The organism is Massilia sp. DJPM01 (assembly GCF_030348125.1).
In the GTDB taxonomy this organism is placed as follows: domain Bacteria; phylum Pseudomonadota; class Gammaproteobacteria; order Burkholderiales; family Burkholderiaceae_D; genus Telluria_A; species Telluria_A frigida.
In genome coordinates this window covers 39,869-66,555 of sequence record NZ_JAQOZV010000017.1, presented here as the reverse complement: position 1 = coordinate 66,555, position 26,687 = coordinate 39,869, and the positions used below count along the sequence as shown (strand labels likewise).

The 26,687-nt window shown below is 65.7% G+C and carries 27 protein-coding genes; 14 read left to right on the top strand and 13 right to left on the bottom strand.

Annotated features, from left to right (window positions below; all coding sequences use genetic code 11):
- Positions 1-3 precede the first annotated feature (3 nt).
- From PO883_RS13280 to PO883_RS13270, 3 genes are all read right to left on the bottom strand, one after another.
- Positions 4-819: a glycosyltransferase family 2 protein gene (locus tag PO883_RS13280; protein ID WP_289310190.1), complete on the bottom strand. Its 816-nt coding sequence runs from the start codon at positions 817-819 to the stop codon at positions 4-6.
- 118 nt (positions 820-937) lie between these two features.
- Positions 938-1,756, bottom strand: a complete 819-nt coding sequence (locus PO883_RS13275) for a glycosyltransferase family 2 protein (protein WP_308605892.1) — start codon at positions 1,754-1,756, stop codon at positions 938-940.
- Positions 1,753-3,012 carry an O-antigen ligase gene (locus PO883_RS13270; protein ID WP_289310189.1) on the bottom strand — a complete coding sequence of 420 codons (1,260 nt, stop codon included), beginning with the start codon at positions 3,010-3,012 and terminating at the stop codon, positions 1,753-1,755. The genes PO883_RS13275 and PO883_RS13270 overlap by 4 nt, the downstream gene beginning before the upstream one ends.
- 298 nt (positions 3,013-3,310) lie before the next feature.
- Between PO883_RS13270 and msbA the strand changes: the two genes are divergently transcribed.
- The 11 genes from msbA (at position 3,311) to PO883_RS13215 (ending at position 15,321) form a co-directional block, all read left to right on the top strand.
- The gene (gene msbA / locus PO883_RS13265; RefSeq protein WP_289310188.1) at positions 3,311-5,041 is read left to right on the top strand and encodes a lipid A export permease/ATP-binding protein MsbA; all 1,731 of its coding nucleotides are present in this window, start codon (positions 3,311-3,313) and stop codon (positions 5,039-5,041) included.
- Positions 5,038-6,054 carry a lipopolysaccharide heptosyltransferase II gene (waaF, locus tag PO883_RS13260; protein WP_289310187.1) on the top strand — a complete coding sequence of 339 codons (1,017 nt, stop codon included), beginning with the start codon at positions 5,038-5,040 and terminating at the stop codon, positions 6,052-6,054. The genes msbA and waaF overlap by 4 nt, the downstream gene beginning before the upstream one ends.
- Positions 6,055-6,135: 81 nt before the next feature.
- The gene (locus PO883_RS13255; protein WP_289310186.1) at positions 6,136-7,839 is read left to right on the top strand and encodes an NAD(P)H-dependent oxidoreductase subunit E; all 1,704 of its coding nucleotides are present in this window, start codon (positions 6,136-6,138) and stop codon (positions 7,837-7,839) included.
- Positions 7,836-10,655, top strand: a complete 2,820-nt coding sequence (fdhF, locus tag PO883_RS13250) for a formate dehydrogenase subunit alpha (protein ID WP_289310185.1) — start codon at positions 7,836-7,838, stop codon at positions 10,653-10,655. The genes PO883_RS13255 and fdhF overlap by 4 nt, the downstream gene beginning before the upstream one ends.
- Positions 10,652-11,473 carry a formate dehydrogenase accessory sulfurtransferase FdhD gene (locus PO883_RS13245; protein ID WP_289310184.1) on the top strand — a complete coding sequence of 274 codons (822 nt, stop codon included), beginning with the start codon at positions 10,652-10,654 and terminating at the stop codon, positions 11,471-11,473. The genes fdhF and PO883_RS13245 overlap by 4 nt, the downstream gene beginning before the upstream one ends.
- Positions 11,473-12,180 carry an ABC transporter permease gene (locus tag PO883_RS13240; protein ID WP_289310183.1) on the top strand — a complete coding sequence of 236 codons (708 nt, stop codon included), beginning with the start codon at positions 11,473-11,475 and terminating at the stop codon, positions 12,178-12,180. The genes PO883_RS13245 and PO883_RS13240 overlap by 1 nt, the downstream gene beginning before the upstream one ends.
- Positions 12,177-12,827, top strand: coding sequence for an energy-coupling factor ABC transporter ATP-binding protein (locus PO883_RS13235; protein WP_289310182.1), 651 nt, complete (start codon positions 12,177-12,179; stop codon positions 12,825-12,827). The genes PO883_RS13240 and PO883_RS13235 overlap by 4 nt, the downstream gene beginning before the upstream one ends.
- A complete protein-coding gene (locus PO883_RS13230) occupies positions 12,824-13,627 on the top strand; it encodes a substrate-binding domain-containing protein (RefSeq protein ID WP_289310181.1) in 804 nt (267 codons plus the stop codon). The genes PO883_RS13235 and PO883_RS13230 overlap by 4 nt, the downstream gene beginning before the upstream one ends.
- A gap of 46 nt (positions 13,628-13,673) precedes the next feature.
- Positions 13,674-14,354, top strand: coding sequence for an NAD-dependent epimerase/dehydratase family protein (locus PO883_RS13225; RefSeq protein WP_289310180.1), 681 nt, complete (start codon positions 13,674-13,676; stop codon positions 14,352-14,354).
- Between the two features lie 10 nt (positions 14,355-14,364).
- Positions 14,365-14,691, top strand: a complete 327-nt coding sequence (locus tag PO883_RS13220) for a hypothetical protein (protein ID WP_289310179.1) — start codon at positions 14,365-14,367, stop codon at positions 14,689-14,691.
- An 84-nt stretch (positions 14,692-14,775) separates the two neighbouring features.
- Positions 14,776-15,321, top strand: a complete 546-nt coding sequence (locus tag PO883_RS13215; RefSeq protein ID WP_289310178.1) for a DUF2004 domain-containing protein — start codon at positions 14,776-14,778, stop codon at positions 15,319-15,321.
- A 30-nt stretch (positions 15,322-15,351) separates the two neighbouring features.
- Here the strand turns inward: PO883_RS13215 and PO883_RS13210 are convergent, their stop codons facing one another.
- The 9 genes from PO883_RS13210 to PO883_RS13170 all read right to left on the bottom strand — a co-directional run bounded on the left by PO883_RS13210 (position 15,352) and on the right by PO883_RS13170 (position 23,237).
- Entirely contained in the window at positions 15,352-15,924 is a 573-nt protein-coding gene (locus PO883_RS13210; protein ID WP_289310177.1) for a PEP-CTERM sorting domain-containing protein, read from the bottom strand.
- Between the two features lie 255 nt (positions 15,925-16,179).
- Complete coding sequence (rng, locus tag PO883_RS13205; RefSeq protein ID WP_167085775.1) at positions 16,180-17,643, bottom strand: ribonuclease G; 1,464 nt, start codon at positions 17,641-17,643, stop codon at positions 16,180-16,182.
- A 74-nt stretch (positions 17,644-17,717) separates the two neighbouring features.
- The gene (locus PO883_RS13200; protein WP_289310176.1) at positions 17,718-18,338 is read right to left on the bottom strand and encodes a nucleoside triphosphate pyrophosphatase; all 621 of its coding nucleotides are present in this window, start codon (positions 18,336-18,338) and stop codon (positions 17,718-17,720) included.
- A 15-nt stretch (positions 18,339-18,353) separates the two neighbouring features.
- Positions 18,354-18,824 (bottom strand): 23S rRNA (pseudouridine(1915)-N(3))-methyltransferase RlmH, encoded by a 471-nt coding sequence (gene rlmH / locus PO883_RS13195; RefSeq protein WP_289310175.1) that lies wholly within the window; start codon positions 18,822-18,824, stop codon positions 18,354-18,356.
- Between the two features lie 6 nt (positions 18,825-18,830).
- Positions 18,831-19,550 (bottom strand): ribosome silencing factor, encoded by a 720-nt coding sequence (gene rsfS, locus PO883_RS13190; RefSeq protein WP_289310174.1) that lies wholly within the window; start codon positions 19,548-19,550, stop codon positions 18,831-18,833.
- Complete coding sequence (locus tag PO883_RS13185; RefSeq protein ID WP_289310173.1) at positions 19,550-20,200, bottom strand: nicotinate-nucleotide adenylyltransferase; 651 nt, start codon at positions 20,198-20,200, stop codon at positions 19,550-19,552. The genes rsfS and PO883_RS13185 overlap by 1 nt, the downstream gene beginning before the upstream one ends.
- Complete coding sequence (hemF, locus tag PO883_RS13180; protein WP_289310172.1) at positions 20,197-21,108, bottom strand: oxygen-dependent coproporphyrinogen oxidase; 912 nt, start codon at positions 21,106-21,108, stop codon at positions 20,197-20,199. The genes PO883_RS13185 and hemF overlap by 4 nt, the downstream gene beginning before the upstream one ends.
- A 128-nt stretch (positions 21,109-21,236) precedes the next feature.
- Entirely contained in the window at positions 21,237-22,505 is a 1,269-nt protein-coding gene (gene purD, locus PO883_RS13175; RefSeq protein ID WP_167085781.1) for a phosphoribosylamine--glycine ligase, read from the bottom strand.
- Positions 22,506-22,511: 6 nt separating this feature from the next.
- Positions 22,512-23,237: a YebC/PmpR family DNA-binding transcriptional regulator gene (locus PO883_RS13170; RefSeq protein ID WP_289310171.1), complete on the bottom strand. Its 726-nt coding sequence runs from the start codon at positions 23,235-23,237 to the stop codon at positions 22,512-22,514.
- A 111-nt stretch (positions 23,238-23,348) separates the two neighbouring features.
- On the opposite strand from PO883_RS13170, the gene PO883_RS13165 reads away from it, so the two are divergent.
- From PO883_RS13165 to PO883_RS13155, 3 genes are read left to right on the top strand one after another with little or no spacing between them, the layout of a single operon-like run.
- Positions 23,349-24,269: a DMT family transporter gene (locus PO883_RS13165; RefSeq protein ID WP_289310170.1), complete on the top strand. Its 921-nt coding sequence runs from the start codon at positions 23,349-23,351 to the stop codon at positions 24,267-24,269.
- A gap of 33 nt (positions 24,270-24,302) precedes the next feature.
- Entirely contained in the window at positions 24,303-24,728 is a 426-nt protein-coding gene (locus PO883_RS13160; protein ID WP_167085784.1) for a methylglyoxal synthase, read from the top strand.
- Positions 24,728-25,702 carry a quinone oxidoreductase gene (locus tag PO883_RS13155; protein WP_289310226.1) on the top strand — a complete coding sequence of 325 codons (975 nt, stop codon included), beginning with the start codon at positions 24,728-24,730 and terminating at the stop codon, positions 25,700-25,702. Before PO883_RS13160 ends, PO883_RS13155 begins: the two co-directional genes overlap by 1 nt.
- Before the next feature lie 167 nt (positions 25,703-25,869).
- Here the strand turns inward: PO883_RS13155 and PO883_RS13150 are convergent, their stop codons facing one another.
- Entirely contained in the window at positions 25,870-26,532 is a 663-nt protein-coding gene (locus PO883_RS13150; RefSeq protein ID WP_289310169.1) for a DUF4136 domain-containing protein, read from the bottom strand.
- Between the last annotated feature and the right edge of the window lie 155 nt (positions 26,533-26,687).

Genomic DNA, 26,687 nt, shown 5'->3' with positions numbered 1-26,687 from the left:
GTGCTAGCGCGTCAGCCCGACCGGCGCGCGAATGGTCTTGTTGACCTGGCACGCGTGGACCAGCCGGTCGTGATGGTCCGACTGGTCGCGTTCGCGCTCCTTGTGCCACAGGTGGAACACCTCGGTCGCGAACGCGCCATCCTTGCGCCGCACGCCGGCGTTAAACAGGCGCACCACGAAATCGGCATCTTCGTGGCCCCAGCCGCAGAATGATTCGTCGAAGCCGTTCACGCGCTCGATGTCGCTGCGCCAGGCGCTCATGTTGCAGCCCTTTATGCGGCGCATCGTGAAGCCGCTGCGCACCCGTCCCAGGTCGGGCAGGCGGATCGCCAGTTGCAGGATCTTCTGGATATTCCCGGCGCGCCAGGCGCGCCACCAGACGTCCAGGCCCGACTCGTGCAGGTCGCGCTGTTCGGCCAGGGTGGCGCGGGTAAAGTCGGGACACAGCAGCACGCGGCTGCCGGTGATCATGCAGCCCGGCTGCGCCAGGCGCCGGTGGCTCGACACGAAATCCTTGCGCGGCACGCAGTCGCCATCGAGGAACACGACATAATCGCCGCGCGCCGCCAGCACGCCCTGGTTGCGCGCGCGCGACAGGCGGAAACCATCGTCCGGCTGCCACACATGGATCAGGCGGCGCCGGGTGCCGGCCGCGATCCGTTCGATGCAGTGACGCGTGGCCTCGCCCGAACCATCGTCGGTGACGATGATTTCAAAATCGTCATCATCCTGCGCCAGGCAGGCGCGCAGCACCGCTTCCAGCGCGTCGGGCCGGTTGTAGGTGCTGACGATCAGTGAGATGGTGGTAGGGCGTGGCACGATGATTTCCCGGTAAATCGGCGTTGACTGCCGGCGGCGGCAGGGGTAATTACGAACGTATTATACGTGCCCGCCATGGCCAGTCCAGCGTATTGCGCGCCGGGCCGGCGATCCGGGCTCAGGCCAGCCCGCGCGCGGCGCGCACGGTGCGTTCGTCGGCGCGCCGGCGCACCAGCGCGCGGTTGCTCGACGCTTCGTCGCGCGCGTTCTCGCGGTGCCAGAGATGAAACACTTCCGTGGCAAAAGCGCCATCCTTGCGCTTGACCCCGGCGTTAAACAGGCGCACCACGAAGTCGGCATCCTCGTGTCCCCAGCCCTCGAAGCTCTCGTCGAAGCCGTTGACCGTCTCGATATCGGCGCGCCAGGCCGCCATGTTGCAGCCCTTGATGCGGCGCCAGCTGAAGCGCTTTTGCACCCGGCCCAGGTCCGGCAATTTGAACAGCAGTTGCAGCATCTTGTTGATATGGCCACGCGCGCGCAGCGCCAGCTTGTCGCCCAGCCCGAGCGCGTGCAGGTCGCGCCGCTCGGCCAGCACGCGCTGCGTGAACGCTTCGTCGAGCAGGATGCGGCTGCCGGTGACCATGCAGCCCGCTTGCGCCAGCGCGCGGTGGCGCGCAATGAAGTCGCGCTGCGGAATGCAGTCGCCATCGAGCAGCAGGATGTACTCGCCGCGCGAGGCCAGGATGCCCTGGTTGCGCGCCAGCGCCAGGCGAAAGCCCTGGTCCGGCTGCCACGCATGGCGCAGCGGCACCGGTGCGCGCTGTTGCAGGCGCGCGACGCAGGCCCGGGTCGGCTCGCCCGAGCCATCGTCGGCAATGACGATCTCGAAATGGCGGTCGCTCTGCGCGAAGCAGGCCTCGACCACCGCTTCCAGCGCGTCCGGCCGGTTGTAGGTGGCGATGATGACGGAAATGAGCGCGTCCTGGCGCATCGTCATGCTCGCGCCGCCGGCTGGGGCGCCTGCCGCGAAAAGCGTGCGCTCACATACAGGGAGCCGGCCAGCAGCAGGAACCAGTACGCTTCCGTCACGTCCCACAGCAGGCTGTTGAACGAGGAACTGACCACGTAGATGGCCCACAGCAGCACCAGCGCATCGGCATGGAAGGAGCGCGCGGCCAGGGCGGGGCGCAGCAGGCTGCCCAGCATGGCGAAATACAGCAGCAGTCCGGTCAGGCCAAGCTGGGCGGCGATCAGCAGGAATTCGCTGTGCGGCTGGTGGCGCGTTTCGGCCAGCTTGTCCTCCGGCCAGTCGCGGCGCGCGGTCGGCGCATACACTTCGGCGAACGAGCCGGTGCCCAGGCCCATGATCGGATTGGCGGCGACCACACCCAGGCCGGCGCGCAGGTAACTCATGCGCAGGCCGTTGGGCGAGCGTTTCTGGTCGGTGCGCACCTCGGTGATCAGGTCATCGGTGCGCGCCTTGAAGTTGTTCGAGATGGCGTAAAAGCCGACGAATAGCAGCACGATGGCGCCCACCCCGAAAATCGTGCGCAGCACCGTGAAGCGCACGCGCAGCAGGAACAGCACCACCATGCCCACGAACAGGGTGACGTAACCGGTACGGCCCTGGTTCAGGAAGATGATCGGTACGCTGAACAGCACCCCGGCCACCAGGCACGCCACGCGCGCGCGCGCGCCCTGCACGTAGGTCGCGCCCAGCGCGCTGACCACGGTGGCAAAACTGAGCAGGATGCCGATCGTGATGTGATTCTTGAACGAGAACGCATCCTTGGCGTCGCCGATACGCCACCAGCCAAGGCTGGAACTGGGCATCAGGTCGTGCCAGACCAGGTAGTTCGAGGTGGCCAGCACCGCCGCGCCGCCGAGGAAGGCGGCCAGCGCGCGTGCCGGCATGGCGCGGTCGCGCATGCTGGTGGCCACCGCCACCGGCAGCACCAGCAGGCGCGAATATTTTTTCAGCGCCGAGACAATGTCGCCGTGCTGTCCGATCGACCAGCTCGCGCCGAGCGCCAGCAGCGCCAGCAAACCGATGGCCAGCAGCGCCGGCGGGGTGCGCGCGGCGGCCCGCATCGGCGCGCTGGTGGCCAGCGCGCCGATGAAGCACAGCAAGCACATGCCGGCGAAGACATTGGTCAGCCAGGTGGAGAAAGGCACACAGAACAGCGCGAGCAGGAGCAGGTACTGGACCGCGCGCTCGAGCCGGGAAATCGGAGATTCGGGAAAATCTTGCATCGTAGCAATAGCCTTGTAAAGCGACCTGGGTCGTGCATGCCGCGCCGGGAGCGTGGCGATACCGGGCACACGCGCCTTGCGGCGCCCGCCCCTGAAATTTGTTCGCCATTTTACAGTACCGTCTGCGGCTGGCGGCAGGCGCGGCGCTGCGTCTGTATTTACTTCCTCTGCGCGATGTTGTTGTGGCCGCACCCGGACCGCCTGTGCGAGAATGTCGAGCCTCCGGTACCGGCCGCGCCTTGCAATGGCGGCATGCCGCAACCGCACATGGCTTGAAGCCTGAACGCGAAAGAAAACGATGGAAAATAGTGTCATAGTCCGGCGCCTGCTGGCTATCGTCAAGCCTTACCGCGCGCGCGCGCTGATGTCGCTGCTGGCCATGGCCGGCACCGCCGTCACCGAGCCGGCGCTCGGCTACGCGATGCAACTGCTGATCGACAAAGGCTTCGGCCCGCACCGGGTCGCCTTTTCCCTGTGGCTGGTTCCGCTGGTGCTGCTGTCGATTTTCGTCGGGCGCGGCATCTTCACCTTTTCCACCGCTTACCTGAACAACTGGGTGATCAGCCGCGTTCTCAACGACCTGCGGCGCATGGTGTTCGACCGCTTGCTGCGCCTGCCCGTGGCGCGCTTTCACGAAGAATCGACCGGCAAGATCATCAACGTCGTCATCGCCGACGTGCGCCAGGTGGTCGACATGATCAACTCCGTGTTCGTCGCCTACGTGCGCGACTCGCTCGTCATCGTCGGCCTGCTGGTGATGCTGATGTGGACCAACTGGAAGCTGACCCTGATCGCCCTGGTGGTCATGCCGGTCACCGCCGGCATTGTGCGCACCACGGCCAAGCGCATGCGCCGCCTGAGCCGCGACAACCAGCGCGTCACCGTCGAAATGACCCAGGTGGTCGAGGAAGCGGCGCGCGGGCACCAGGTGATCCGTGTGTTCGCCGGCGAGCGTTACGAGCGCGAACGCTTCGAGCAGCGCAGCACCGCGCTGCTCGGCTTCTCGCAGCGCATCACGGTGGCCAGCGCCGCCACCGTGCCGATCACCCAGAGCGCCACCGCGCTGGCGGTGTCGGTGGTGATCGTCATCGCCATGAGCTCCGGGATGACCCAGGGAGAATTCATCAGCTTCATCACCATGATGCTGATGCTGCTCGCGCCGCTCAAGTCCCTGGTCGGCGTGAACGGCCCGCTGCAGCGCGGCATGGCGGCCGCCGAAACCGTGTTCGCCATGATCGACACCCCGGTCGAAGCCGACCCGGGCACGGTTGTCGTCGAACGCGCGCGCGGCCATTTGCAGCTCCAGGACGTGCAATTCCGCTACAGCGACAACGACCCGCTGGCGCTTGACGGCGTCACGCTCGAGGTGCCGCCCGGGCAGACCGTGGCGCTGGTGGGCATGTCGGGCGGCGGCAAGTCGACCTTCGTGAACCTGGTCACGCGCTTCTATTCGCCGCAGCAGGGACGCATCCTGCTCGACGGCGTGCCGTATGAAGACATCACCCTGCAAAGCCTGCGCGCGCAGCTGGCCATGGTCAGCCAGAACGTGGTGCTGTTCGACGACACCCTGGGCGCCAACATCGCTTACGGCGCCGAACGGGTCGACCCGGCGCGCCTGGCCGCGGCCATCAAGGCGGCCCACCTGGACGAGGTGGTGGCAGCCCTGCCGCAAGGCGTGGATACCCCGATCGGTGAAAACGGCATGCGCCTGTCGGGCGGCCAGCGCCAGCGCGTGGCGATTGCGCGCGCCATCTACAAGGACGCGCCGATCCTGATCCTGGACGAAGCCACTTCCGCCCTCGACAACGAATCGGAACGCGCGGTGCAGGGTGCGCTCGACACCTTGATGGCCGGGCGTACCACGCTCGTCATCGCGCACCGCCTCTCGACCATCGAACGGGCCGACCGCATCGTGGTGCTCCACGAGGGACGGATTGTCGAAGCGGGCCGCCACGACGAACTGCTGGCGCGGGACGGCATGTACGCCAATCTGTACCGCCTGCAGTTCGCCAACAAGGCCGAAGCATGAGCGGCGGGCGCACGCTGGTCATCTCGCCCAACTGGATCGGCGACGCGGTCATGGCCCAGCCGCTGCTGCAACTGCTCAAGCAGCAGCACCCGGAGCGCCCGATCGACGTGCTGGCGCCGCCCTCGGTGGCGCCGGCCTGGCGCGCCATGCTGGAGGTCGACAGCGTGCTCGAAACCCCGTTCCGCCACGGCGCGCTGCAATTGCGCGAGCGCTGGCGCTACGCCAGGGTGCTGCGCGCGCGCGGCTACGTCGACGCCTACGTGCTGCCCAACACGATCAAGTACGCGCTGATCCCGTGGCTGGCCGGGATTGCGCGCCGGGTTGGCTACAAGGGCGAGATGCGTTACGGACTGCTCAACGTCGTGCATCACGACGACACGCCCAAGCGGGCGATGGTGCCGTTCTACGCCGCCCTGGCCGGCGCGCCGGGCGCCGCGCTGCGCGCCGACGTGCCGCGTCCGGCAATGCGGGTGGCGCCGGAGCAGGTGCTTGAGGTGCGCGCGCGCCACGGCATGGATGGAGCGGGGCGCCTGGTGGTGTTTGCCCCGGGCGCCGAATTCGGCGCCGCCAAGCGCTGGCCGGCACGCCACTTCGCCGCGCTGGCGCAATCGATCCGCCAACAGGATCGGTCCGCACACATCGCCTTGCTCGGTTCCCCCAAGGACCGCGAGGCCTGCGCCGAGATTACCGCCCTGACCGGGACCGACGGCATCCACAATGTCGCCGGCGCCACCTCGCTGATGGAGGCGATTGCGTTCATCGCCGGCGCGGGTGCGGTGGTCGCCAACGATTCCGGCCTGCTGCACATTGCTTCGGCGCTGAACCGGCCGGTGATTGCACTGTACGGCCCGACCGACCCCGACCATGCACCGCCATTTTCCGACATCGCGCGCTCGCTCTCGCTGCGGCTGGCCTGTGCGCCCTGCCGCCAGCGCGAATGCCCGCTGGGCCACCACGACTGCATGGAAAAGCTTGAACCGGCCATGGTCTGGAACGAGCTGCGCCAGATGTAAATCCATGGCGGCGTCCGCGCCGCGAGAGCGCGCCGTGGGAGTAAAATCATGGCGCGACGCCGTTTTTGACAAGGTTAATTGATGAATCATCCCGTCATTCCGATCGTGGCGCAGGGCAGCACCCGCCAGCGCAAGCGCCAGGCGCCCAAGGGCCGCCGCGTCGACCCGCAGGCACTGCTGGAAGTGCAGGCACTGCTGGGCGAGCAATCGCGCCAGCGCGACCTGCTCATCGAGCACCTGCACAAAATCCAGGATGCCTTCGGCTGCCTGTCGCACGCCCATCTGGCGGCGCTGGCGCAGGAAATGAAGCTGGCCCAGGCCGAGGTCTACGAGGTCGCCACCTTCTATCACCACTTCGACGTCGTGCGCGAGGGCGAGAGCGCGCCGCCGGCGTTGACGGTGCGCGTGTGCGACGGCCTGTCGTGCGAGATGGCCGGCGCGCGCGAGCTGCTCGAGCGCTTGCCCGCCATCCTGGGCAGCGACGTGCGCGTGCTTGCCGCACCCTGCATCGGCCGCTGCGAACAAGCCCCGGCAGCCGTCGTCGGCCAGCACCCGCTGGCGCATGCCAGCTGCGACACGGTGGCAGCGGCGGTGGCGCACGGCGATACCACGCACGCGCTTACCGGCTACATCGATTACGACAGCTACCGCGCCGCCGGCGGCTACGTGCTGGCGCGCGCATGCCACGACGGCCGGCGCGACGCCGAAGCGCTGATTGCGACCATGGAAACATCGAGCCTGCGCGGCCTTGGCGGCGCCGGTTTCCCGACCGGGCGCAAATGGCGCATCGTGCGCGCCGAAGCCGGCCCGCGCCTGATGGCGATCAATATCGACGAGGGCGAACCGGGCACCTTCAAGGACCGCTACTACCTCGAACGCGATCCGCACCGCTTCCTCGAAGGCGCGCTGGTGGCGGCCTGGGTGGCCGGCGTCGACACCATCTATATCTACCTGCGCGACGAATACCACGGCTGCCGCGCGATGCTCGAAGCCGAACTGGCGCGCCTGCGCGCCGATCCGCCGTTCCAGTCCATGCCCACGTTCATCCTGCGGCGGGGCGCCGGTGCTTACATCTGCGGCGAAGAATCGGCGATGATCGAATCGATCGAAGGCAAGCGCGGCATGCCGCGCCTGCGTCCGCCGTACGTGGCCCAGGTCGGCCTGTTCGGCTTGCCCACCCTGCAGCACAATTTCGAGACCCTGCACTGGGTGCGCGCCATCGTCGAGCAGGGCGCGGACTGGTTCAGCGGCCAGGGACGCCACGGCCGCAAGGGCCTGCGCTCGTTTTCGGTCTCGGGCCGGGTACGCGAGCCGGGCGTGAAACTGGCGCCAGCCGGCATCACCGTGCAGGAATTGATCGACGAATACTGCGGCGGCATGGCGCCCGGCCACCAGTTTTACGCTTACCTGCCGGGCGGCGCATCGGGCGGCATCCTGCCGGCATCGCTGAACGCGATCCCGCTCGACTTCGACACCTTGCAGCCGTACGGCTGCTTCATCGGCTCGGCCGCCGTGGTGGTGCTGTCGGACCAGGATTCGGCGGTCGCGGCGGCGCGCAACACGCTGCGCTTCTTCAAGGATGAATCGTGCGGGCAGTGCACGCCGTGCCGGGTCGGCACCGCCAAGGCGCTGGCGCTGATCGAGCAGCCGCAATGGGACACGCCGCTGCTGGCCGAGCTGTCGCAGGTGATGCGCGACGCCTCGATCTGCGGCCTGGGACAGGCCGCGCCGAATCCCTTCGACTGCGTCGTCAAATACTTTTCACATGAACTGGTGAAGCCATGAATGCGATCAGCAGGATCAAGCAGGCGGCCTTGCAGGGCGCGCCGGTGGAGCTGGAAATCAACGGCCGGCAGGTAACCGCCTTCGCCCACGAAACCCTGATCGAGGTGGCCGCGCGCGAAGGCATCGAGATTCCGCGCCTGTGCTACAAACCCGGCATAGACACGGCCGGCAACTGCCGCGCGTGCATGGTGGAGATCGAGGGCGAACGGGTACTGGCGCCATCCTGCTGCCGCCATCCGGCCGCCGGCATGAAAGTCGCTACCTCCAGTGCGCGCGCCGTGGCCGCGCAAAAAATGGTGCTCGAACTGCTGCAGTCCGACATGCCCGAGCGGGCCTACACGCGCCACAACGAAGTCGACTTCTGGGCCCGCAAGCTGGCCCTCGGCCAGCCGCGCTTCGCTGCGCGCAGCCAGCCCGCCCGCGACGCCTCGCACGCCGCCATCACCGTCAATCTCGACGCCTGCATCCAGTGCACGCGCTGCGTGCGCGCCTGCCGCGACGAGCAGGTCAACGACGTGATCGGCCTGGCCATGCGCGGCGATCATGTCAAAATCGTGTTCGACATGGACGACCCGATGGGCGACTCCACCTGCGTCGGCTGCGGCGAATGCGTGCAGGCTTGTCCGACCGGGGCTCTGATGCCGGCGCGCGACGCTGCCCTGGCCGTGCCGGACAAACAGGTCGATTCGGTCTGCCCCTACTGCGGGGTGGGCTGCCAGCTGACCTACAACATCAAGGACAACAAGATCCTGTTCGTGGAAGGGCGCGACGGCCCGGCCAACCGCGAACGCCTGTGCGTCAAGGGCCGCTACGGCTTCGACTACGCGCACCATCCGCACCGCCTGACGGTGCCGCTGATCCGCCGCCTTGATGCGCCCAAGAGCGGCGAATTCACCATGGACCCGGCGCGCGTGCTTGACGTCTTCCGCGAAGCGACGTGGGAAGAAGCGCTCGATGCCGCTGGCGGTGCGCTGGCGCGCATCCGCGACACCTACGGCAAGCGCGCGCTGGCCGGCTTCGGCTCTGCCAAGGGCAGCAACGAAGAAGCCTACCTGTTCCAGAAGCTGGTGCGTACCGGCTTTGGCAGCAACAACGTCGACCACTGCACGCGCCTGTGCCACGCCTCCTCGGTGGCGGCGCTGCTGGAAGGGATCGGCTCGGGTGCGGTATCGAACCCGGTGATGGACGTGACCCTGGCCGAGGTGGTGATCGTCATCGGCGCCAACCCGACCGTCAACCATCCGGTGGCGGCCACCTGGATCAAGAACGCCATCAGGAACGGCACCAAACTGGTGGTGTGCGACCCGCGCCGCTCGGACCTGGCGCGCAGCGCGCACCGCTACCTGCAGTTCAAGCCCGATACCGACGTGGCCCTGCTCAACGCGATGATGCACGTGATCGTGGCCGAAGGCCTGGTCGACCAGGACTTCATCGCCAGCCGCACCATCGGCTACGCGGAGCTGGAACAGAACGTGGCCGGCTACAGCCCGGAGCTGATGGCGCCGATCTGCGGCGTCGACGCCGACACCATCCGCTACGTGGCGCGCCTGTACGCGACCTCGAAGGCGTCGATGATCTTGTGGGGAATGGGCATTTCGCAGCATATCCACGGCACCGACAATGCGCGCTGCCTGATCGCGCTGGCGCTGATGACCGGCCAGATCGGCCGCCCCGGCACCGGCCTGCATCCGCTGCGCGGCCAGAACAACGTGCAGGGCGCGTCCGACGCGGGGCTGATCCCGATGATGTTCCCCGATTACCAGCGCGTCGACAATCCGGCAGCCCTGGCGAAGTTCGAGAAAGCCTGGGGCATGCCGCTCGATTCCACGCCCGGCCTGACCGTGGTCGAGATCATGCACGCCATTCCGCGCGGCGAGGTTCGCGGCATGTACATCATGGGCGAGAACCCGGCCATGTCCGACCCCGACGCCAACCATGCGCGCGCGTCGCTCGCCGCGCTCGATCACCTGGTGGTGCAGGATATCTTCCTGACCGAAACCGCCTACCTGGCCGACGTGATCCTGCCGGCCAGCGCCTTTCCCGAAAAGACGGGCAGCTTCACCAACACCGACCGCCTGGTGCAGATCGGGCGCCAGGCCATCGATCCGCCGGGCCAGGCCAGGCAGGATCTGTGGATTATCCAGCAGATGGCCGCGCGCCTGGGCCTGGACTGGCAGTACGGCCATGTGTCGGAAGTATTCGACGAGATGCGCCGCATCATGCCGAGCATCGGCGGCATTACCTGGGACAGGCTGGAACGCGAACACGCCGTCACCTACCCGTGCACGAAAGAGGGCGATCCGGGCCAGCCGGTGGTCTTCACCGAGCAGTTCCCGCGCGAGTCCGGACGCGCGCGTTTCGTCCCGGCCGATATCATCCCGGCCGACGAGCGCCCCGATGCCGCGTATCCGATGGTGCTCATCACCGGCCGCCAGCTCGAACACTGGCACACCGGCAGCATGACGCGCCGCACGGCGGTGCTGGACGCGATCGAACCCGATCCGGTGGCGCTGGTGCACCCGCTCGACCTGGCGGCGCTGGGCGGCAAACCGGGCGACGTGGTGACCATCGCCTCGCGCCGTGGCGAAGTGGCCCTGTACGCGCGCGCCGACGACAGCTCGCCGCGCGGCGCGATCTTTGTACCGTTCTGCTATTACGAAGCGGCCATCAACCGCCTCACCAACGCTGCGCTCGACCCGTTCGGCAAGATCCCGGAGTTCAAATACTGCGCTATCCGCGTGGCGCTTGGTGGGGTGGTGGAGCAGCAGGGCAGTTTCGGCGGCGGCCAGGTGCTGGCCGGGATGAGCACTCCATGATGCTGCCGCAACTGAGCGACGCCCGCACGGCCTTGACCCATGAGGTCGAGGTGCTCGATGAACGCGGCCGCCGCTCCACCATTGCCATCCCGGCCGAGCGGCCGCTGACGGTGTATGTGGACAAGCGCGAGCTGGTCACCTTGATGACCCTGGGCAGCGCGCCGGAAGCGCTCACGCTGGGTTACCTGCGCAACCAGCGCCTGGTGACATCGGTCGCCGATATCGTCTCGGTGCAGGTCGACTGGTCGGTCGACGCGGTGGCGGTGGTCACGCGCGGCGGCATCGCCGACGTGGAAGCGCGCACCTCGAAAAAAGTGGTCACCACCGGCTGCGGCCAGGGTTCGGTCTTCGGTGGACTGATGGACGATATCGACCAGATTGTGCTGCCGCCGGATGCGCGCATTGCGCAATCGACCGTGTACCGCATCGTCGACACCATCCGCACGCAGCAATCGATCTACAAGCAGGCCGGCTCGGTGCATGGCTGCGCGCTGTTCTCGAACGCGGGCGAGCTGCTGTATTTCGTGGAGGACGTGGGGCGCCACAACGCGGTCGACGCCATCGCCGGGCGCATGTGGCTTGACGGCGTGGCCGGCGGCGACAAGGTGTTCTACACGACCGGCCGCCTGACGTCCGAAATGGTGATCAAGGGGGCGCAGATGGGCATTCCCTTCCTGCTGTCGCGCTCCGGCACCACGCAGATGGGCCACATGGTGGCCGACAAGATCGGCATGTCCCTGCTGGCGCGTTGCAGCGGCAAGCACTTCCTGCTGCTGACCGGCCATGGCCGTCTCGACTTCGAGCCGCTGCCAGCCTGATGTCGCTGCCGCAGGCCACGTACGCCGCTTTCGCGCTGCTGCTGTCGGGCGACCCGGCGCTGTGGGGGATCGTGTGGATTTCGCTCAAGACCAGCGTGCTTGGCTTGCTGCTGGCGGCGCCGCCGGCGGTGCTGCTCGGGTATGCGATTGCCAGCTACCGCTTCCCGGGGCGCCGCGTCGCCATCTGGCTGGTGCAGGCCAGCTTGTCGCTGCCGACGGTCCTGATTGGCCTGCTGCTGTATTTGCTGCTGTCGCGCCACGGCCCGTGGGGATCGCTGCACTGGCTGTTTTCGCAGCCGGGCATTGTGCTCGGCCAGTGCATCATCGCCGCGCCGGTGCTGGTGGCGTTCACCCTGGCGGCGGTGCAGGCGCTTGACCCGCGCTACGCCGAAACCGCCGTCGCCCTGGGCGCGTCGCGCTGGCGCACCATGCTCACGGTGCTGCACGAAGTGCGCTTTGGCGTCATGGCGGCGGTGATCAGCGGTTTCGGTCGCGTAATCTCCGAGGTGGGCTGTGCGCTCATGGTCGGCGGGAATATCGCCGGCGAAACGCGCACCATCACCACCGCCATCGCGCTCGAAACGAGCAAGGGCGAGTTCGCGCAGGGGATCGCGCTCGGCATCGTGCTGGTGGCGCTGGCGCTGGCCATGAATGGCGCGCTGATGCTGTTGCAGGGCGATACGCGCGCCGCCGGAGCCCGCCAATGAGCTTGCTGCGCATCGACAAACTGCGCAAGGCGCACGGCGCGCGCGTGCTGTTCGAGCTTGACGCTTTTGCGCTCGACACCGGCCGCGCCTACGTGCTCACCGGGATCAACGGCGCCGGCAAGAGCAGCCTGCTGCGCATACTGGCGGGACTTGAAGCGGGCCAGGCGTCCGGCGTGACGTGGCAAGGGAAGGCGACGGCCTGGTCGCCGTATCCGCGCTCGCTGCGCGCAGCGATCGTGTATGTGCACCAGCATCCGGTGATGTTTTCGACCAGCGTGGCGGCCAACATCGGCTACGGCCTGCATGCGCGCGGCGTCGGCAAGGCGCAGGCGGCGCAGGCGGTGGCGCAGGCCATGGCATGGGCCGGCGTCGAACATCTGCGTGACAGCGATCCGGCCCGCCTGTCGGGCGGCGAGGTGCAGCGCGTGGCACTGGCGCGCGCCTGGGTACTGCGCCCGGCGCTGCTGCTGCTCGACGAACCGACCGCCAACCTCGATGGCGCCGCGCGCGAACAGGTGATCGCGCTCATTCCAGAGCTGATCGCGGCCGGCAGCACGGTGGTGATGGCTTGCCACGACCGCGACCTGATCGGCATGCCCGGCGTACAGCGCCTTAAACTACGTGATGGAAAGCTCGAATACAAATGATCAGATATACCGCATTGGCCCTCTGGCTCTGCATCGCTTCCCCGCTGGCCCAGGCCGGCGAACAGGTGCTGCGGCTGTCCACCACCACCAGCACCGACAATTCCGGCCTGCTGGCCTGGCTGCTGCCGGCATTCGAGGCCAGGGCGGGCCTCAAAGTGCAGGTGATTGCGGTCGGCAGCGGCAAGGCGCTGGAACTGGCGAAGAATGGCGATGTCGACGTCACCCTGGTGCACGCGCGCGCCGCCGAGGACCGCTTCGTGGCCGAGGGCCATGGCATCGGCCGGCGCGACGTGATGTACAACGATTTTGTGCTGGCCTGCCCGCCATCGGACCGTGCGGGAATCAAAGGCGGCACCGACATCATCGCCGCCCTGCGCAAGCTGGCCGCCAGCGAGGTGCGCTTCGTTTCGCGCGGCGACAACTCCGGTACCGACCAGATGGAAAAGAGCTACTGGAAGGCCGCCGGCGTGCAGCCGCCGCCCGCGCGCTACCAGTCGGCCGGGCTGGGCATGGGCGAGGTGCTGACCATGGCGGCCGAGCTGCAAGCCTGCACGCTGAGCGACCGCGCCACCTTCGCCACCTACAAGGACAAGACCGGGCTGGCGATCCTGGTGCAGGGCGACCCGAGGATGTTCAATCCGTACGGGATCATCGCGGTCAATCCGGCGCGCCATCCGGGCATAAACGACCAGGGAGCGCGCCAGCTGGTCGACTGGATCACGTCGGCCGAAGGGCAGGCCAGGATTGCCGGCTTCAGGCCGGGCGGCCAGCAGCTGTTTTTCCCGTCGGCGCAAAGGTAGCGGAAAGGCGTAAGATAGCGCCCTTGCGCAGGAGGAGAAAGACGACGTGAAAGTTCTGTTATTTGGCGCCACCGGCATGGTCGGGCAGGGCGTGTTGCGTGAATGCTTGCAGGGCGCCGATGTGGAACTGGTGCAGGCCATCGGGCGCACGCCGACCGGACAGCGCCATCCCAGGCTGCGCGATATGGTGCATGCCGACCTGTTCAACTACGCCAGCGTGACGGCGCAGCTGGACGACTTCGACGCCTGTTTTTTCTGCGTGGGCGTGACGTCCTCGCGCGTGAGCGAGCCTGACTACACGCGCCTTACCTACGACATGACCCTGGCGGCGGCAAAGACGCTGGCGGCGCTCAATCCGCGCATGGTGTTCGCGTACGTGTCCGGGGCCGGTGCCGACAGCAGCGAAACCAGCGCCACCATGTGGGAGCGCGTGCGCGGCCGCACCGAGAACGCGCTGCTGGCGCTGCCGTTTCGCGGCGTCTACATCTTCCGCCCGGGGATGATCCAGCCGCTCGACGGCATCAAGTCCAAGACCACCGCTTACCGCATTTTCTATTCGCTGATGAAGCCCGTGCTGCCACTGCTGCGCGCGGCCATGCCCAAGCACGTGCTGACCACGCGCCAGGTGGGACAAGCCATGCTGGCCGTGGTGCGCAACGGCGCGCGCAAGCGGGTGCTGGAGAGTGCCGATATCGCAGCGCTGGGCCGCGCCGCCACGCCGCCCTGAGCCAGCCGCGATGGGCCGGCGCTACCACCACAATGTGTACGTGATCGAGCTGTCGAAGGATGTGCTGTACGAGCCGCGTTTTAAAAGGTCGAACCCGGATTACGTGAGCGGCAAGCCGTGCGTGTACGTGGGCATGACGGGATTGAGCGTGGACCTGCGCTTCGACAAGCACAAGGCGGGCATCCAGGCCAACAAATTCGTGCAAAAGTACGGCCTGCGCCTGCTGCCCGAGCTGTACGCGGTCTACAACCCGATGCCCTACGCGGGTGCGGCCGACATGGAAGTCGAACTGGGCATCGGATTGCGCGAGGCTGGCTACGGCGTGTGGCAGGCCTGACGCGTGGGCGCAGGGCGGCCGCTTTGCGCCCGCCATCGACCCGGCTGATAAAATAGCCAGTTCTGGTCAATGTGAAGATTCAAAATGGAAAAAATCATCCCCTATTTCGGCGCCATCAACCTGGCCTTGCCGAACGAATACAACGAAGCGACGTATCTGGTCGATGGCCGGGAGATTGACCTGTCGCTCGCTTTCTTCAATGCATTCGAGGGCGAGGATGGGATCACCGAGTTTTCCGCGGTCAAGGACCTCGACCCGTCCGTGCTCGACCGGGTCGCGCGCTTCATGGAGGAGCTCGACAGCAAGATCGCGCGCGCCCATGCCGCCTGCATCGCCGACTTCCATGCCGGCGGCGAGGTCAGGGACACCTACATCGACCATCACCTGTCCGAGTTCTCGCCCGAGGAACTGGCCGCGCTGATCGACGGCACCGATGCCGCGCTGCCGGTCGAGGAGCGCATGCTGGCCACGCTACACCTGAGCCATATCGGCCTGCACCCCATGCCCGACGAGTCCGATGGCTCGTTCGCCATGTTCGACTTCACCTTCGGCGAGGACTTGACCAACTATGTGGTCGCGGTCAAGTTTGCGGAAGATGGCACGGTGCAGTCGGTCGACGTCGAAAGCTGACCCGGCCCCGGGCCCAGGCCATCAAGCGCTTCAGGCTGCGCGCTTGCGGCGGCGCACCGCGCCAAGGCCGGCCGCACCTACGCCGGCCGCACCGAGCGCCACCAGGGCCAGGGAGGACGGTTCCGGCACCGGATTGAGCGCGCTGACCACGAGCGCGGTCTGGCCGGTCCACAGCAAGCTGTGCGTCTGGGAGTGGTTTGCGCTGCGGTAATTGTAGACGTATTCTTCGCCGGTAATAGTCGAGCTGTTGATCCGGTAGCCGACGTCCGCGGTGGACCAGGTGGTAAAAAACTTCAGCGGACCGCCGATCCGGTAGCCGAACCGTTCGATCGTGCAGTGCCAGAAATACTGGTCGCCCACGCCGCAACCGATGTAATCGTTGGAATCGTTGTACTTGAAGGAAATGAGTTCGTTGGCTGCGAACAAGCCGTCCCGATTCAGGTCGTCCGCAATAAAACTCCCCGCAATCACCGCCGCCGGATCGAAACGGTCGGCTTCCTTATCGAAAAACCCCGTATAGCTGAACGTGAACTTGCTCGGTACCGCTTGCGCTGTTGCAGCGCAACATGCGAGTGCCGCCGCGCCAATCAATCTGAAGAACATGGCTACCTCCGCTGAGGATAGAACAAACTCCCGGGGCGAACCAGGCACCCGGCCAGCCACGTGAAGGCCACGTGTCAGCGGATCGTAGCAGGCGGACTTGTGCGCTTGGTAGCATATACGCAACACGTCAGATTTACTGCGGAATAATTTACCCAGCGAGAATGTTGAAAGCGCGCCTGATCATGCAATCTCATCCACATTGCAAATATTGCAATTTTGCGAGGGTGGCATGCAACGATGGCGGCGAGGCAGTGGCTACATCAAAATGACGTCGTACTGTTCCTGGTGATACGCCGTCTCCACTTGCAGCGAAATCTGCTTGCCGATGAAGTCCCCCAGCATCGCCAGGTGCTGCGATTCCTCTTCCAGGAACAGGTCCACCACTTCCTGCGAAGCGAGGATGCGGAATTCGCGCGGATTGAACTGCTTCGCTTCGCGCATCAGCTCCCGCAGGATCTCGTAGCAGATGGTGCGGCTGGTTTTCACCTGGCCCTTGCCGGCGCAGGCCGGGCAGGGTTCGCACAGGATGTGAGCGAGCGATTCGCGCGTGCGCTTCCTCGTCATCTCCACCAGTCCCAGCGCCGAAAAGCTCGACACCGACACCTTGGTGCGGTCGCGCGAGAGCGTCTTTTTCAACTCCTGCAGCACCGCATGGCGATGCTCGTTGTTGTCCATGTCGATGAAGTCGAGGATGATGATGCCGCCCAGGTTGCGCAGCCGCAGCTGGCGCGCGATCGCATGCGCCGCTTCCAGGTTGGTCTTGAAGATGGTATCGGCAAAATTGCGCCCGCCCACGAAGCCGCCCGTGTTCACGTCGATGGTCGTCATCGCCTCGGTCTGGTCGACGATCAGGTAGCCGCCCGATTTCAGGTCCACCCGCCGTCCCAGCGCGCGCAGGATTTCTTCTTCCACGCCATACAGGTCGAACAGCGGGCGCTCGCCCGTGTAGTGCTGCAAGCGCGTGAGCACCGTCGGCGTGTAGGCTTTGGCAAATTCGACCAGCATGGCGTGGTTTTCGCGCGAGTCGACCTGGATGGTGGCCGTCTCGTCGTGCACGAAGTCGCGCAGCACGCGCTGGGCCAGGCTCAGGTCCTGGTACAGCAGGCTGGTGGCGGGACGGGTGCGCGCGCCGTGGCAGATCGCGCCCCAGGTCTTGCGCAGATAGTCCACGTCGGCCGCCAGGTCGCTGTCGGATGCTTCCTCGGCCATGGTGCGCACGATGTAGCCGCCTTTTTCCTCGGCCGGCAGCAGGCTGTGAAGGCGCGTGCGCAGCAGTTCGCGTTCGGATTCCTTCTCGATCTTCTGCGAGATGCCGATATGGCTGTCCTGCGGCAGGTACACCAGCATGCGCCCGGCGATCGAAATCTGGGTCGACAGGCGCGCACCCTTGGTGCCGATCGGGTCCTTGATCACCTGTACCGTCAGCACCTGGCCGTCGAACAGGATCTTTTCGATCGGGGTCGGCGCCACGCTCGGGCCTTCATGCGTGCGCGCTTCCCAGATGTCGGCCACGTGCAGGAAGGCCGCGCGTTCGAGGCCGATGTCGATAAAGGCCGACTGCATCCCCGGCAGCACGCGCACCACCTTGCCCGAGTAGACGTTACCGGCCAGGCCGCGCGTGAGCGTGCGCTCGATGTGCAGCTCCTGCACGGCGCCTTGCAGGATGAGCGCCACGCGCGTCTCCTGCGGAGTGATGTTGATCAGGATATCTTCGTTCATTGTTCAGGGCCGCCGTGCAGATGATAGTGTGAGGGACGAGGCCGGGGGCGGGGCCGCTGCGCGCGTAAAACGCATCAGGGCAGCGGAATGCCCGCTTCGCGCAGCAGTTGCGCGGTTTCGAACAGGGGCAGTCCGACGATGCCCGAGTGGCTGCCTTCGATATGTTCGACGAACAGTGCGGCCATGCCTTGCAGGCCGTAGCCGCCCGCCTTGTCGTAGGGTTCGGGAGTGGAGCAGTAAGCCTTGATCGACGCCGGTGACAGCCTGGCGAAGCGCACCTGCGACACCTGGGTGATCTGGCGCTGCATGTCGGTGTGATGGACCGCGATCGCGGTCATCACCTGGTGCGTGCGGCCGGACAGGCGTTCGAGCATTTCCATCGCCTCGGCGGGCGAAGCGGGTTTGCCGAGGATATGGCCATCGATGGTGACGGTGGTGTCGGCCGCCAGCACCGGACGCAGGGTCAGGCGGCGCTGCTGCACCATGTTCCAGCCGAAGGCCGCTTTTTCGTTGGCCACGCGCGCCACGTAGTCGTTGGCCGCTTCGCCCGGGTGCACCAGTTCGGTCACGTCCGGACCGCGCGGGGTATCGTTGCGCAAGGTGAGCAGCTCGAACTCCACGCCGATCTGGCGCAGCAATTCCCGCCGGCGCGGGCTTTTGGATGCAAGATAGATTTTTCTGTCGATCGGTTTCATCGGATTCCCGGTTTCTCAAACGCGATGATAAGGGTGATTCTGCGTGATCGACCACGCCCTATACAACTGCTCGGCAAGCATAACACGCACGATGCCGTGCGGGAGCGTCATACTGGAAATACGAATCAGCCCCTCGGCGCGCGCCTTGAGCTCGGGATCGAGGCCGTCGGCCCCGCCGATCAGGAAGACGGTGTCGCGTCCGTCCTGCTGCCACTGCATCAGCTGCTGGGACAGGCCCACGCTGGTCAGGTCCTTGCCGCGTTCATCGAGCGCGATGATGCGTGCGCTCTTGGGCAGGACCGCTTCGATGCGCTCGCGTTCGAGCGCCATGGCGGTAGCCGCCGTCTTGCTGCCGGAGCGTTCGACCGGCTTGATTTCCTTGAGCACGATGCGCAATTCAGGAGGCATGCGCTTCGTGTACTCGGAAAAGCCGGTCTCGATCCAACCGGGCATCTTGTGGCCGACCGCAGCGATAATGAGCTGCATCGGCGCTTACTCTGCGTCTTTTTTGGCGACGCGCTTGATGACTTTTTTGACCGGCACGGCGTCGGCTGCCACTTTTGGCGCTTTTGCCACCTTGGTTGCAGCGGCGGCTGCGCGTTTCGGCGGCAGTGCCTTGAGGGCCTTGACGGCGGCTTCTTCGGTCTTGGTCGCGGCGACCTTGACCACTTTGCCGACAGCTTTCGACGCGGCTTTTTTGGCCGGCGCTTTTTTGGCGGCGGCAGGGGTCTTGGCGGCAGCGGCTTTTTTGGCTGCTGGTTTGCGCTCGTTGACCGGCTTGACTTCAGGCGCCGCCTGGGTCGAGGCGAGGTGCTTCGACTTTGGCTTGGTTTCGGCCGCTTCAGCCGCTTCCACGGTGCCCTTGCGCTTGGCCGCGCCGAGCTTCACAGGCTTGTCGCCCCAGATCTCTTCGAGACGGTAGTACTGGCGGATCGCCGGCTGCATGATGTGGACGATCATGTCGCCCAGATCGACCAGGACCCATTCGCCGGTGTCTTCGCCTTCGATGCCGATCACGTCGCCGCCGGCTGCCTTGACCTTGTCGCGCACGGAGGCGGCAAGCGCCTTGGTCTGACGGTTGGAGGTGCCGGAAACGACGGCGATGCGGTCAAAAAGGCTGGTCAGGTGAACGGTATCGAACACGGTAATGTCCTGGCCCTTCACATCTTCGAGGGCGTCGACGACGAGGGTCTGCAGTTTTTTAATATCCATTAGATTTCGTATAAATTATGTTGTTGAATATAGTCTAGCACTACCGGGGAGATAAGCGAGTTTGCCTTCTCGCCCCGTTGTAATGCCGCACGAATCTGGGTGGCGGAGATGTCCACATCCAGCGTCTCGGCCAGGTAAGCCCTGCCGGACGGGGTATTACGCAATTGCGCCAGGTTGCCCCGGCGCTGGGTGAGTTCTTTGGCGACGGCCGCCGGCAATGCCGCATCGGCCATCGAAAATCCAGGGCGCGCAGCCACGCCGATATGGGCCAGCTCGAACAGCGCGCGCCATTCGCGCCAGCTGTCGAGCTGCTGCAACTGGTCGGACCCCATCAGGAAGACGATCGATGCCTGCGGCCCCAGTTCGGCACGCACGCTGCGCAAGGTGTCGATGGTGTAGGTCGGCGTGCCGCGTTCGATTTCCTGCAGGTCCAGCGCGACCGGGCGCGCTGCGCCCGCAAAGGCCAGGCGCAGCATGGCGACGCGCTCGGCGTCGCTGGCCTGCAAGCGGCTCTTCTGCCACGGACTGCCGGCCGGCAGGATGCGCAACTGGTCCGGTTCGAGCAGGGTGGCAAACAAGGTGGCCAGCGCCACATGACCGTTATGGACCGGGTCGAAACTGCCTCCCAGCAGCGCGACGCACAAGGTCACGTAAGAAGCCAGTCGCGATGGACCAGGAAGTCGCTGTACAGCGCCGCTTCAGCGCTGCCGGCTTCCGGATGCCAGTCGTAGCGCCACTTGACGATCGGCGGCATCGACATCAGGATCGCTTCGGTGCGCCCGCCCGACTGCAGGCCGAACAGGGTGCCGCGGTCCCACACCAGGTTGAATTCCACGTAGCGGCCGCGCCGGTAGGCCTGGAAGTCGCGTTCGCGCTCGCCGTACGGCGTGTCCTTGCGGGCCATCAGGATCGGCAGGTAAGCCTTGACGAAGGAATCGCCCACGCTTTGCGTCATCGCGTACGACAGGTCGAAACCGGCTTCGTTGAAGTCGTCGAAGAAGATCCCGCCCACGCCGCGCGGCTCCTTGCGGTGTTTCAGGTAAAAGTAATCGTCGCACCAGCGCTTGAAGCGCGCGTGCAGCGTGCTACCGAAAGGCGCGAGCGCATCGTGGCAGCTCTGGTGGAAGTGACGCGTATCGGCTTCGTCGCCGTAGTAGGGCGTCAGGTCCATGCCGCCGCCGAACCACCATACCGGATCGATGCCCGGTGCGGTGGCGGTGAAGAAGCGCACGTTCATGTGGACCGTGGGCGCGTACGGATTGCGCGGATGGAGCACCAGCGACACGCCCATCGCTTCCCAGGCGCGGCCGGCCAGTTCGGGACGCGAGGCCGCGGCCGATGGCGGCAGGTTGGCGCCCATCACGTGCGAGAAATTGACGCCGCCGCGTTCCAGCACATTGCCTTCCTCGATCAGGCGCGAGATGCCGCCGCCGCCCTCGGGACGTTCCCACTCTTCACGCAGGAAGGGCTTGCCGTCGGCGTCTTCGAGCGCTTGCACGATGCGCGCTTGCAGGTCGAGTAGCCAGGCCTTGACGGCCGCAGGGGAAGGGGATGACATCGGGGAGCGGGATCGGGGGAATAAAAATTGAGGACGAATTGTACACCGTCCGCGCATTTTATGATATGCGCAGCTAATGCACCGTCGTTCCCGCGCCAAGGCGGCACTCGGCGGGAACGACGTGGGGACTAGTGCTTCAACCCCCGCCACCCGATATCACGGCGGAACTGCGCGCCGTTGAAGTGGATATTGTCGACCGTCTCGTAAGCCTGCTTCTGCGCCATCTTCACGCTATCGCCCAGGCCGACCACGCACAGCACGCGGCCGCCGCTGGTCACCAGCTTGCCGCCGGCCTGCTGCGTACCCGCATGGAAGGTCACGCATTCCGGCGTCTCTGCTGGAATACCGTCGATCACATCGCCCTTGCGCGGATCGTCCGGATAGCCGGCGGCGGCCATCACCACGCCCACCGCCGTGCGGCGGTCCCATTCCAGTTCGACCGTGTCGAGCGTGCCGTTGACCGCATGCTCCATCACCGTCACCAGGTCGCTCTTGAGGCGCGCCATGATCGGTTGCGTCTCCGGGTCGCCCATGCGGCAGTTGAATTCCAGCGTCTTCGGATTGCCTTTATCGTCGATCATCAAGCCCGCGTACAAAAAGCCGGTGAACGGAATGCCGTCCTTGGCCATGCCGTTGATGGTCGGGTTGATAATCTCGCGCATCACGCGCGCATGCATGGCCGGCGTGACGATCGGCGCCGGCGAATACGCGCCCATGCCGCCCGTGTTCGGACCTTCATCGGCATCCTTGAGGCGCTTGTGATCCTGGCTGGTCGCCAGCGGCAGGATGTTCTTGCCGTCGCACATGACGATGAAGCTCGCTTCCTCGCCCGCCAAAAACTCTTCGATCACGATGCGCGCGCCGGCGTCGCCGAAACGATTATCGGCCAGCATATGGTCGACCGCCTGGTGCGCTTCTTCCAGCGTCATCGCGACAACCACGCCTTTGCCGGCCGCCAGGCCGTCGGCCTTGATGACGATCGGCGCGCCGTTGGCGTCGATGTAGGCGTGCGCCTGAGCCACGTCCGAAAACGTCTGGTAGGTCGCAGTCGGAATCCCGTGGCGCTGCATGAAGGCCTTGGCGAAGTCCTTCGAGCTTTCCAGCTGCGCCGCTTCCCTGGTGGGGCCGAAAACCTTCAGGCCGCGGCCGCGGAACAGGTTGACGATGCCGGCCGCCAGCGGCGTCTCGGGACCGACCACGGTCAGGGCGATGCCCTCGCGCTGGACGAATTCGGCCAGCTGCTCCGGATCGGTCAGTTCGACATTGACGAGGCGGATGTCGCGCGCCGTGCCGCCATTGCCCGGGGCGACGTACACCATTTGAATACGTTCGGATTGGGCCAGTTTCCAGGCCAGTGCATGTTCACGGCCGCCAGAGCCGACTACCAGGATTTTCATAGGAGCTTAATCTTCGATCAGGACGTTGGTATAGACTTCCTGCACATCGTCGAGGTTCTCGAGCGCGTCGAGAATTTTTTGCATCTTGATGCCGTCTTCGCCGCCGATCACGGTCTCGGTCGACGGTTTCATGATGATCTCGGCCACTTCGGCCTTGAAACCGGCCGCTTCCAGCGCTTCTTTCACGGTCGCGAAACCGAAAGGATCGCACAGCACCTCAAAGCCGCCTTCTTCGTCGGCCACCACATCTTCGGCGCCGGCTTCGAGAGCCGCTTCCATCAACTTGTCTTCGTCCACGCCGGGCGCGAACAGGAACTGGCCGCAGTGCTTGAACATGAACGCGACCGAACCTTCGGTGCCCATGTTGCCGCCGTGTTTATTGAAGGCGTGGCGCACTTCGGCCACCGTGCGCACACGGTTGTCGGTCATGCAGTCGACGATGATGGCAGCGCCGCCGATGCCGTAGCCTTCGTAGCGCACTTCTTCGTAGTTCACGCCTTCGAGTCCGCCCGAGCCGCGGGCGATGGCGCGCGTGACGTTCTCTTTCGGCATATTGGCGTCAGCCGCCTTGTCCACCGCCAGGCGCAGGCGCGGATTGGTGGCGATGTCGGGGCCGCCCATGCGCGCGCCAACGGTGATTTCCTTGATCAATCGGGTCCAGATCTTGCCGCGCCTGGCGTCGGTGGCGGCCTTCTTGTGCTTGATATTGGCCCATTTGCTGTGTCCAGCCATGTCGAAATTTCCTTAGACGGTGTGCATCAATGGCCGACATTTTACCATAGCGGTCTTGCCAAAATCCGCCGGCCTCCAGCCCGTTTGCGCGATTCGTTCTACAATCGCTGCATGAACAAAAGCGCAACGGCCCCCGCCGCCCAATCGATCCCGCGCCCGGCCCTGCTGGCCGGCCTGACCCTCGCCATCGCGGGCGCGGTACTGTTTTCGGCCAAGGCGGTCCTGGCCAAGCTGATGTACCGCTACCACGTCGATGCCGTCACCGTGATCGCGTTTCGCATGCTGTTTTCGCTGCCGGTGTTCGCCGCTGTCGCGATCTGGAAGATGCGCACCGAAGCGCCGCTGTCGACGACCGACCGCTGGCGCCTGGTGTTCCTGGGCGTGATCGGTTACTACTTGTCCAGTTTTCTCGACTTTCTCGGCCTGCAGTTCATTTCGGTCGGGCTGGAACGCCTGATCCTGTTCCTCACGCCGACCTTCGTGCTGCTCATTACCTCGGTTTTCCTCAAGCGCCACATCAGCCGCATCGAGTGGCTGGCCCTGCTCGTATCCTACTGCGGCATCGTGCTGGTGTTCGTGCACGACTTGCACGGCGGCGCCGGCAGCACCGCCATCGGCGCGCTGCTGGTGCTTGGTTCGGCCCTGTCGTACGCGGTCTATCTTTTGATGTCGGGCGAGATGGTGCGCCGCATCGGCTCCCTGCGCCTGGTGGCGTATGCGATGTGCGTATCGAGCGTGGTGTGCATCGGCCAATTCTTCGTGCTGCGGCCGGTGGCCATGTTGGTGCAGCCGGCGGCGGTGTACTGGTACTCGCTGGCCAACGGGATCTTCTGCACCGTGCTGCCGGTGTTCATGACCATGATCGCCGTACAGCGCATCGGCGCCTCCACCGCCTCGCAGGCCGGCATGATCGGCCCCGTCTCGACCCTGTTCCTCGGCGCGCTGGTGTTGAACGAGCCGATGACCGCCGTGCAGCTGGGCGGCACCGCGATGGTCCTGGCGGGTATTTACATGCTGTCGAAGAAAAAATAGCCACCTCCACCCGACCCCACGAAAGCAGACCGAATGAGCCAACCGACCAAGCCCCGCCTCGCCCTGATCGCCCACGACAAGAAGAAGGACGACATGATCGTGCTCGCCGCCGAGTACATCGATTTCCTGCGCGGCTGCCAGCTGATGGCGACCGGCACCACCGGCGCGCGCCTGATCAAGGAGCTGGGGCTGGCGGTCGAACGCAAGCAATCCGGCCCGTTCGGCGGCGACCTGCAGATCGGCGCGGCCCTGGTCGAAGGCCAGGTCGACGCGGTGGTGTTCCTGCGCGACCCGATGACGCCGCAGCCGCACGAACCGGACATCAACGCGCTGGTGCGCGCCTGCGATGTGCACAATGTGGCCTGCGCCACCAATCTGTCGACCGCCCATTTGCTGCTCTCGCAGCTCAGGCTCGCGGCCGCACAACCCACCTCAGAATCAACCAGGAGTCCAGCATGATGGCAAAAGCAATCCGCATGAACCGCACCGGCGGCCCCGAAGTGATGGAATACGTCGACGTCGAAGTCGGCGAGCCCGGACCGGGCGAAGCGCGCGTGCGCCATGCCGCCTGCGGCATCAATTTTATCGACGTCTACTTCCGCACCGGCCTGTATCCGCAGCCGCTGCCGGGGGGACTGGGCATGGAAGGTGCCGGCGTGGTCGAGGCGGTGGGCGAGGGCGTGACCGAGGTGGCCGTGGGCGACCGCGTGGCTTATGCCGGCCGTCCGAACGGCGCCTATTCCGAGGTGCGCAACCTGCCGTCCGCGCTGCTGCTGCGCTTGCCCAGCGAGATCTCGTTCGAGACCGGCGCGGCCATGATGCTGCAGGGGCTGACGGTGCAGTACCTGTTCCGCCGCACCGTGCCGCTCAAGCGCGGCGACACCATCCTGTTCCACGCGGCCGCCGGCGGCGTGGGCCTGATCGCGTCGCAGTGGGCGCGTGCGCTGGGCGTGAACATGATCGGCACCGTCGGTTCCGACGAAAAGGCGGCGCTGGCCAAGGCCGCTGGCTGCAGCCACGTCATCAACTACAACACCGAGGATTTCGTGGCGCGCGTGATGGAGATCACCAACGGCGAAAAAGTCTCGGTGGTGTACGACTCGATCGGCAAGGATACCTTCACCAAGTCGCTCGACTGCCTGCGCCCGCTCGGGATGATGGTCAGCTTCGGCAGTGCGTCCGGACCGGTGCCCGATTTTTCGCTGGCCGAACTGTCCGCGCGCGGCTCGCTGTTCATCACCCGTCCGACCCTGTTCAGCTATGCCGACAAGCGCGCCGACCTGGAAGCGATGGCGGCCGACCTGTTTGCGGTCGTCGCCAGCGGCGCTGTGAAGATCGATATCAACCAGACCTACAAGCTGGCCGATGCCGCGCAGGCGCACATCGACCTGGAAGCGCGCAAGACGACCGGTTCGTCGATCCTGGTGCCATGAGCGCGCCCGGTGACGATGGCTCGCCCAAGTTCGGGCGCCTGTTGATCGGGTTGGTGCTGGCCGTGCTCCTGATCGTGGGGATCACGTTCGGGTCGGAGGCCTGGCTCGGTCATCCTTAACGAAAAAACGCGCTCCGGGGAGCGCGTTTTTCGTAAGGGACAGGCGAATCAGCCTTCGCGTTTGAGTTCGACCCGCCTGGCGACCCCGCTCACGCCCGGGAATTCGGCAAAGGCGCTTTGCACCAGCGCCGGCATCAGCGCTGGCGTGGACATTTCGCGGCTCATGTTATGCACGGTGACGTCGAACAGGCGCTTGCCGTCGGGGATGGACTTGATCGCCACCTGCAGTTCGCGCCGGTATTGGTGATCGATGCGCTCGCGGTACATCGGCGCGCCGCTCCAGAACGGATCGTAGAAGGGGCTGTGCCAGCCGCCCCAGTAGCGCCGCGCGCCCCAGTGGCGGCCGCGGTAGCCGTAGCCGTAGCCGCCGAAAGCGAAGCGCGGGTTCGGGATGAAGAAGGGATCGACCAGTTCGACCACGCGCACCGGCACGTCGGTGGTGGTGAATTTCATCGAGATTTTCAGGGTCGGCTTGCCGCTTTCGCCGGCGTCGCGGAAACCCAGGCGCGCCAGCTGGCCGCGCACCAGGTTCTGGTAGCTGCGCAGTTCGAGCGTGTCGTCCTGCGCCGGCGGCGCCTCGAACACATAGGTTTTATCCTGCAGCTCGGCCGGCCACTGGTGAAAGGTGGTCACATTGCTGCGGATCGTGGTCGCGCAGCCTCCCAGCAGCAAGGTCAGCGCCGCGCCGGCAGCCATCAATAATCGTCTCATCGCACTACTCCCATACTCAAAACGGATTTCACCGAAGCTAACTTTATGGCTCACAGCCTATTTTCGCAGAAATTTTACAAGTTGTTACCCTGTTCACACTGCGATACAGGCAATGAGGAACGGCGCACGGTGGCGGTATTGGTAAAATAGGCTCC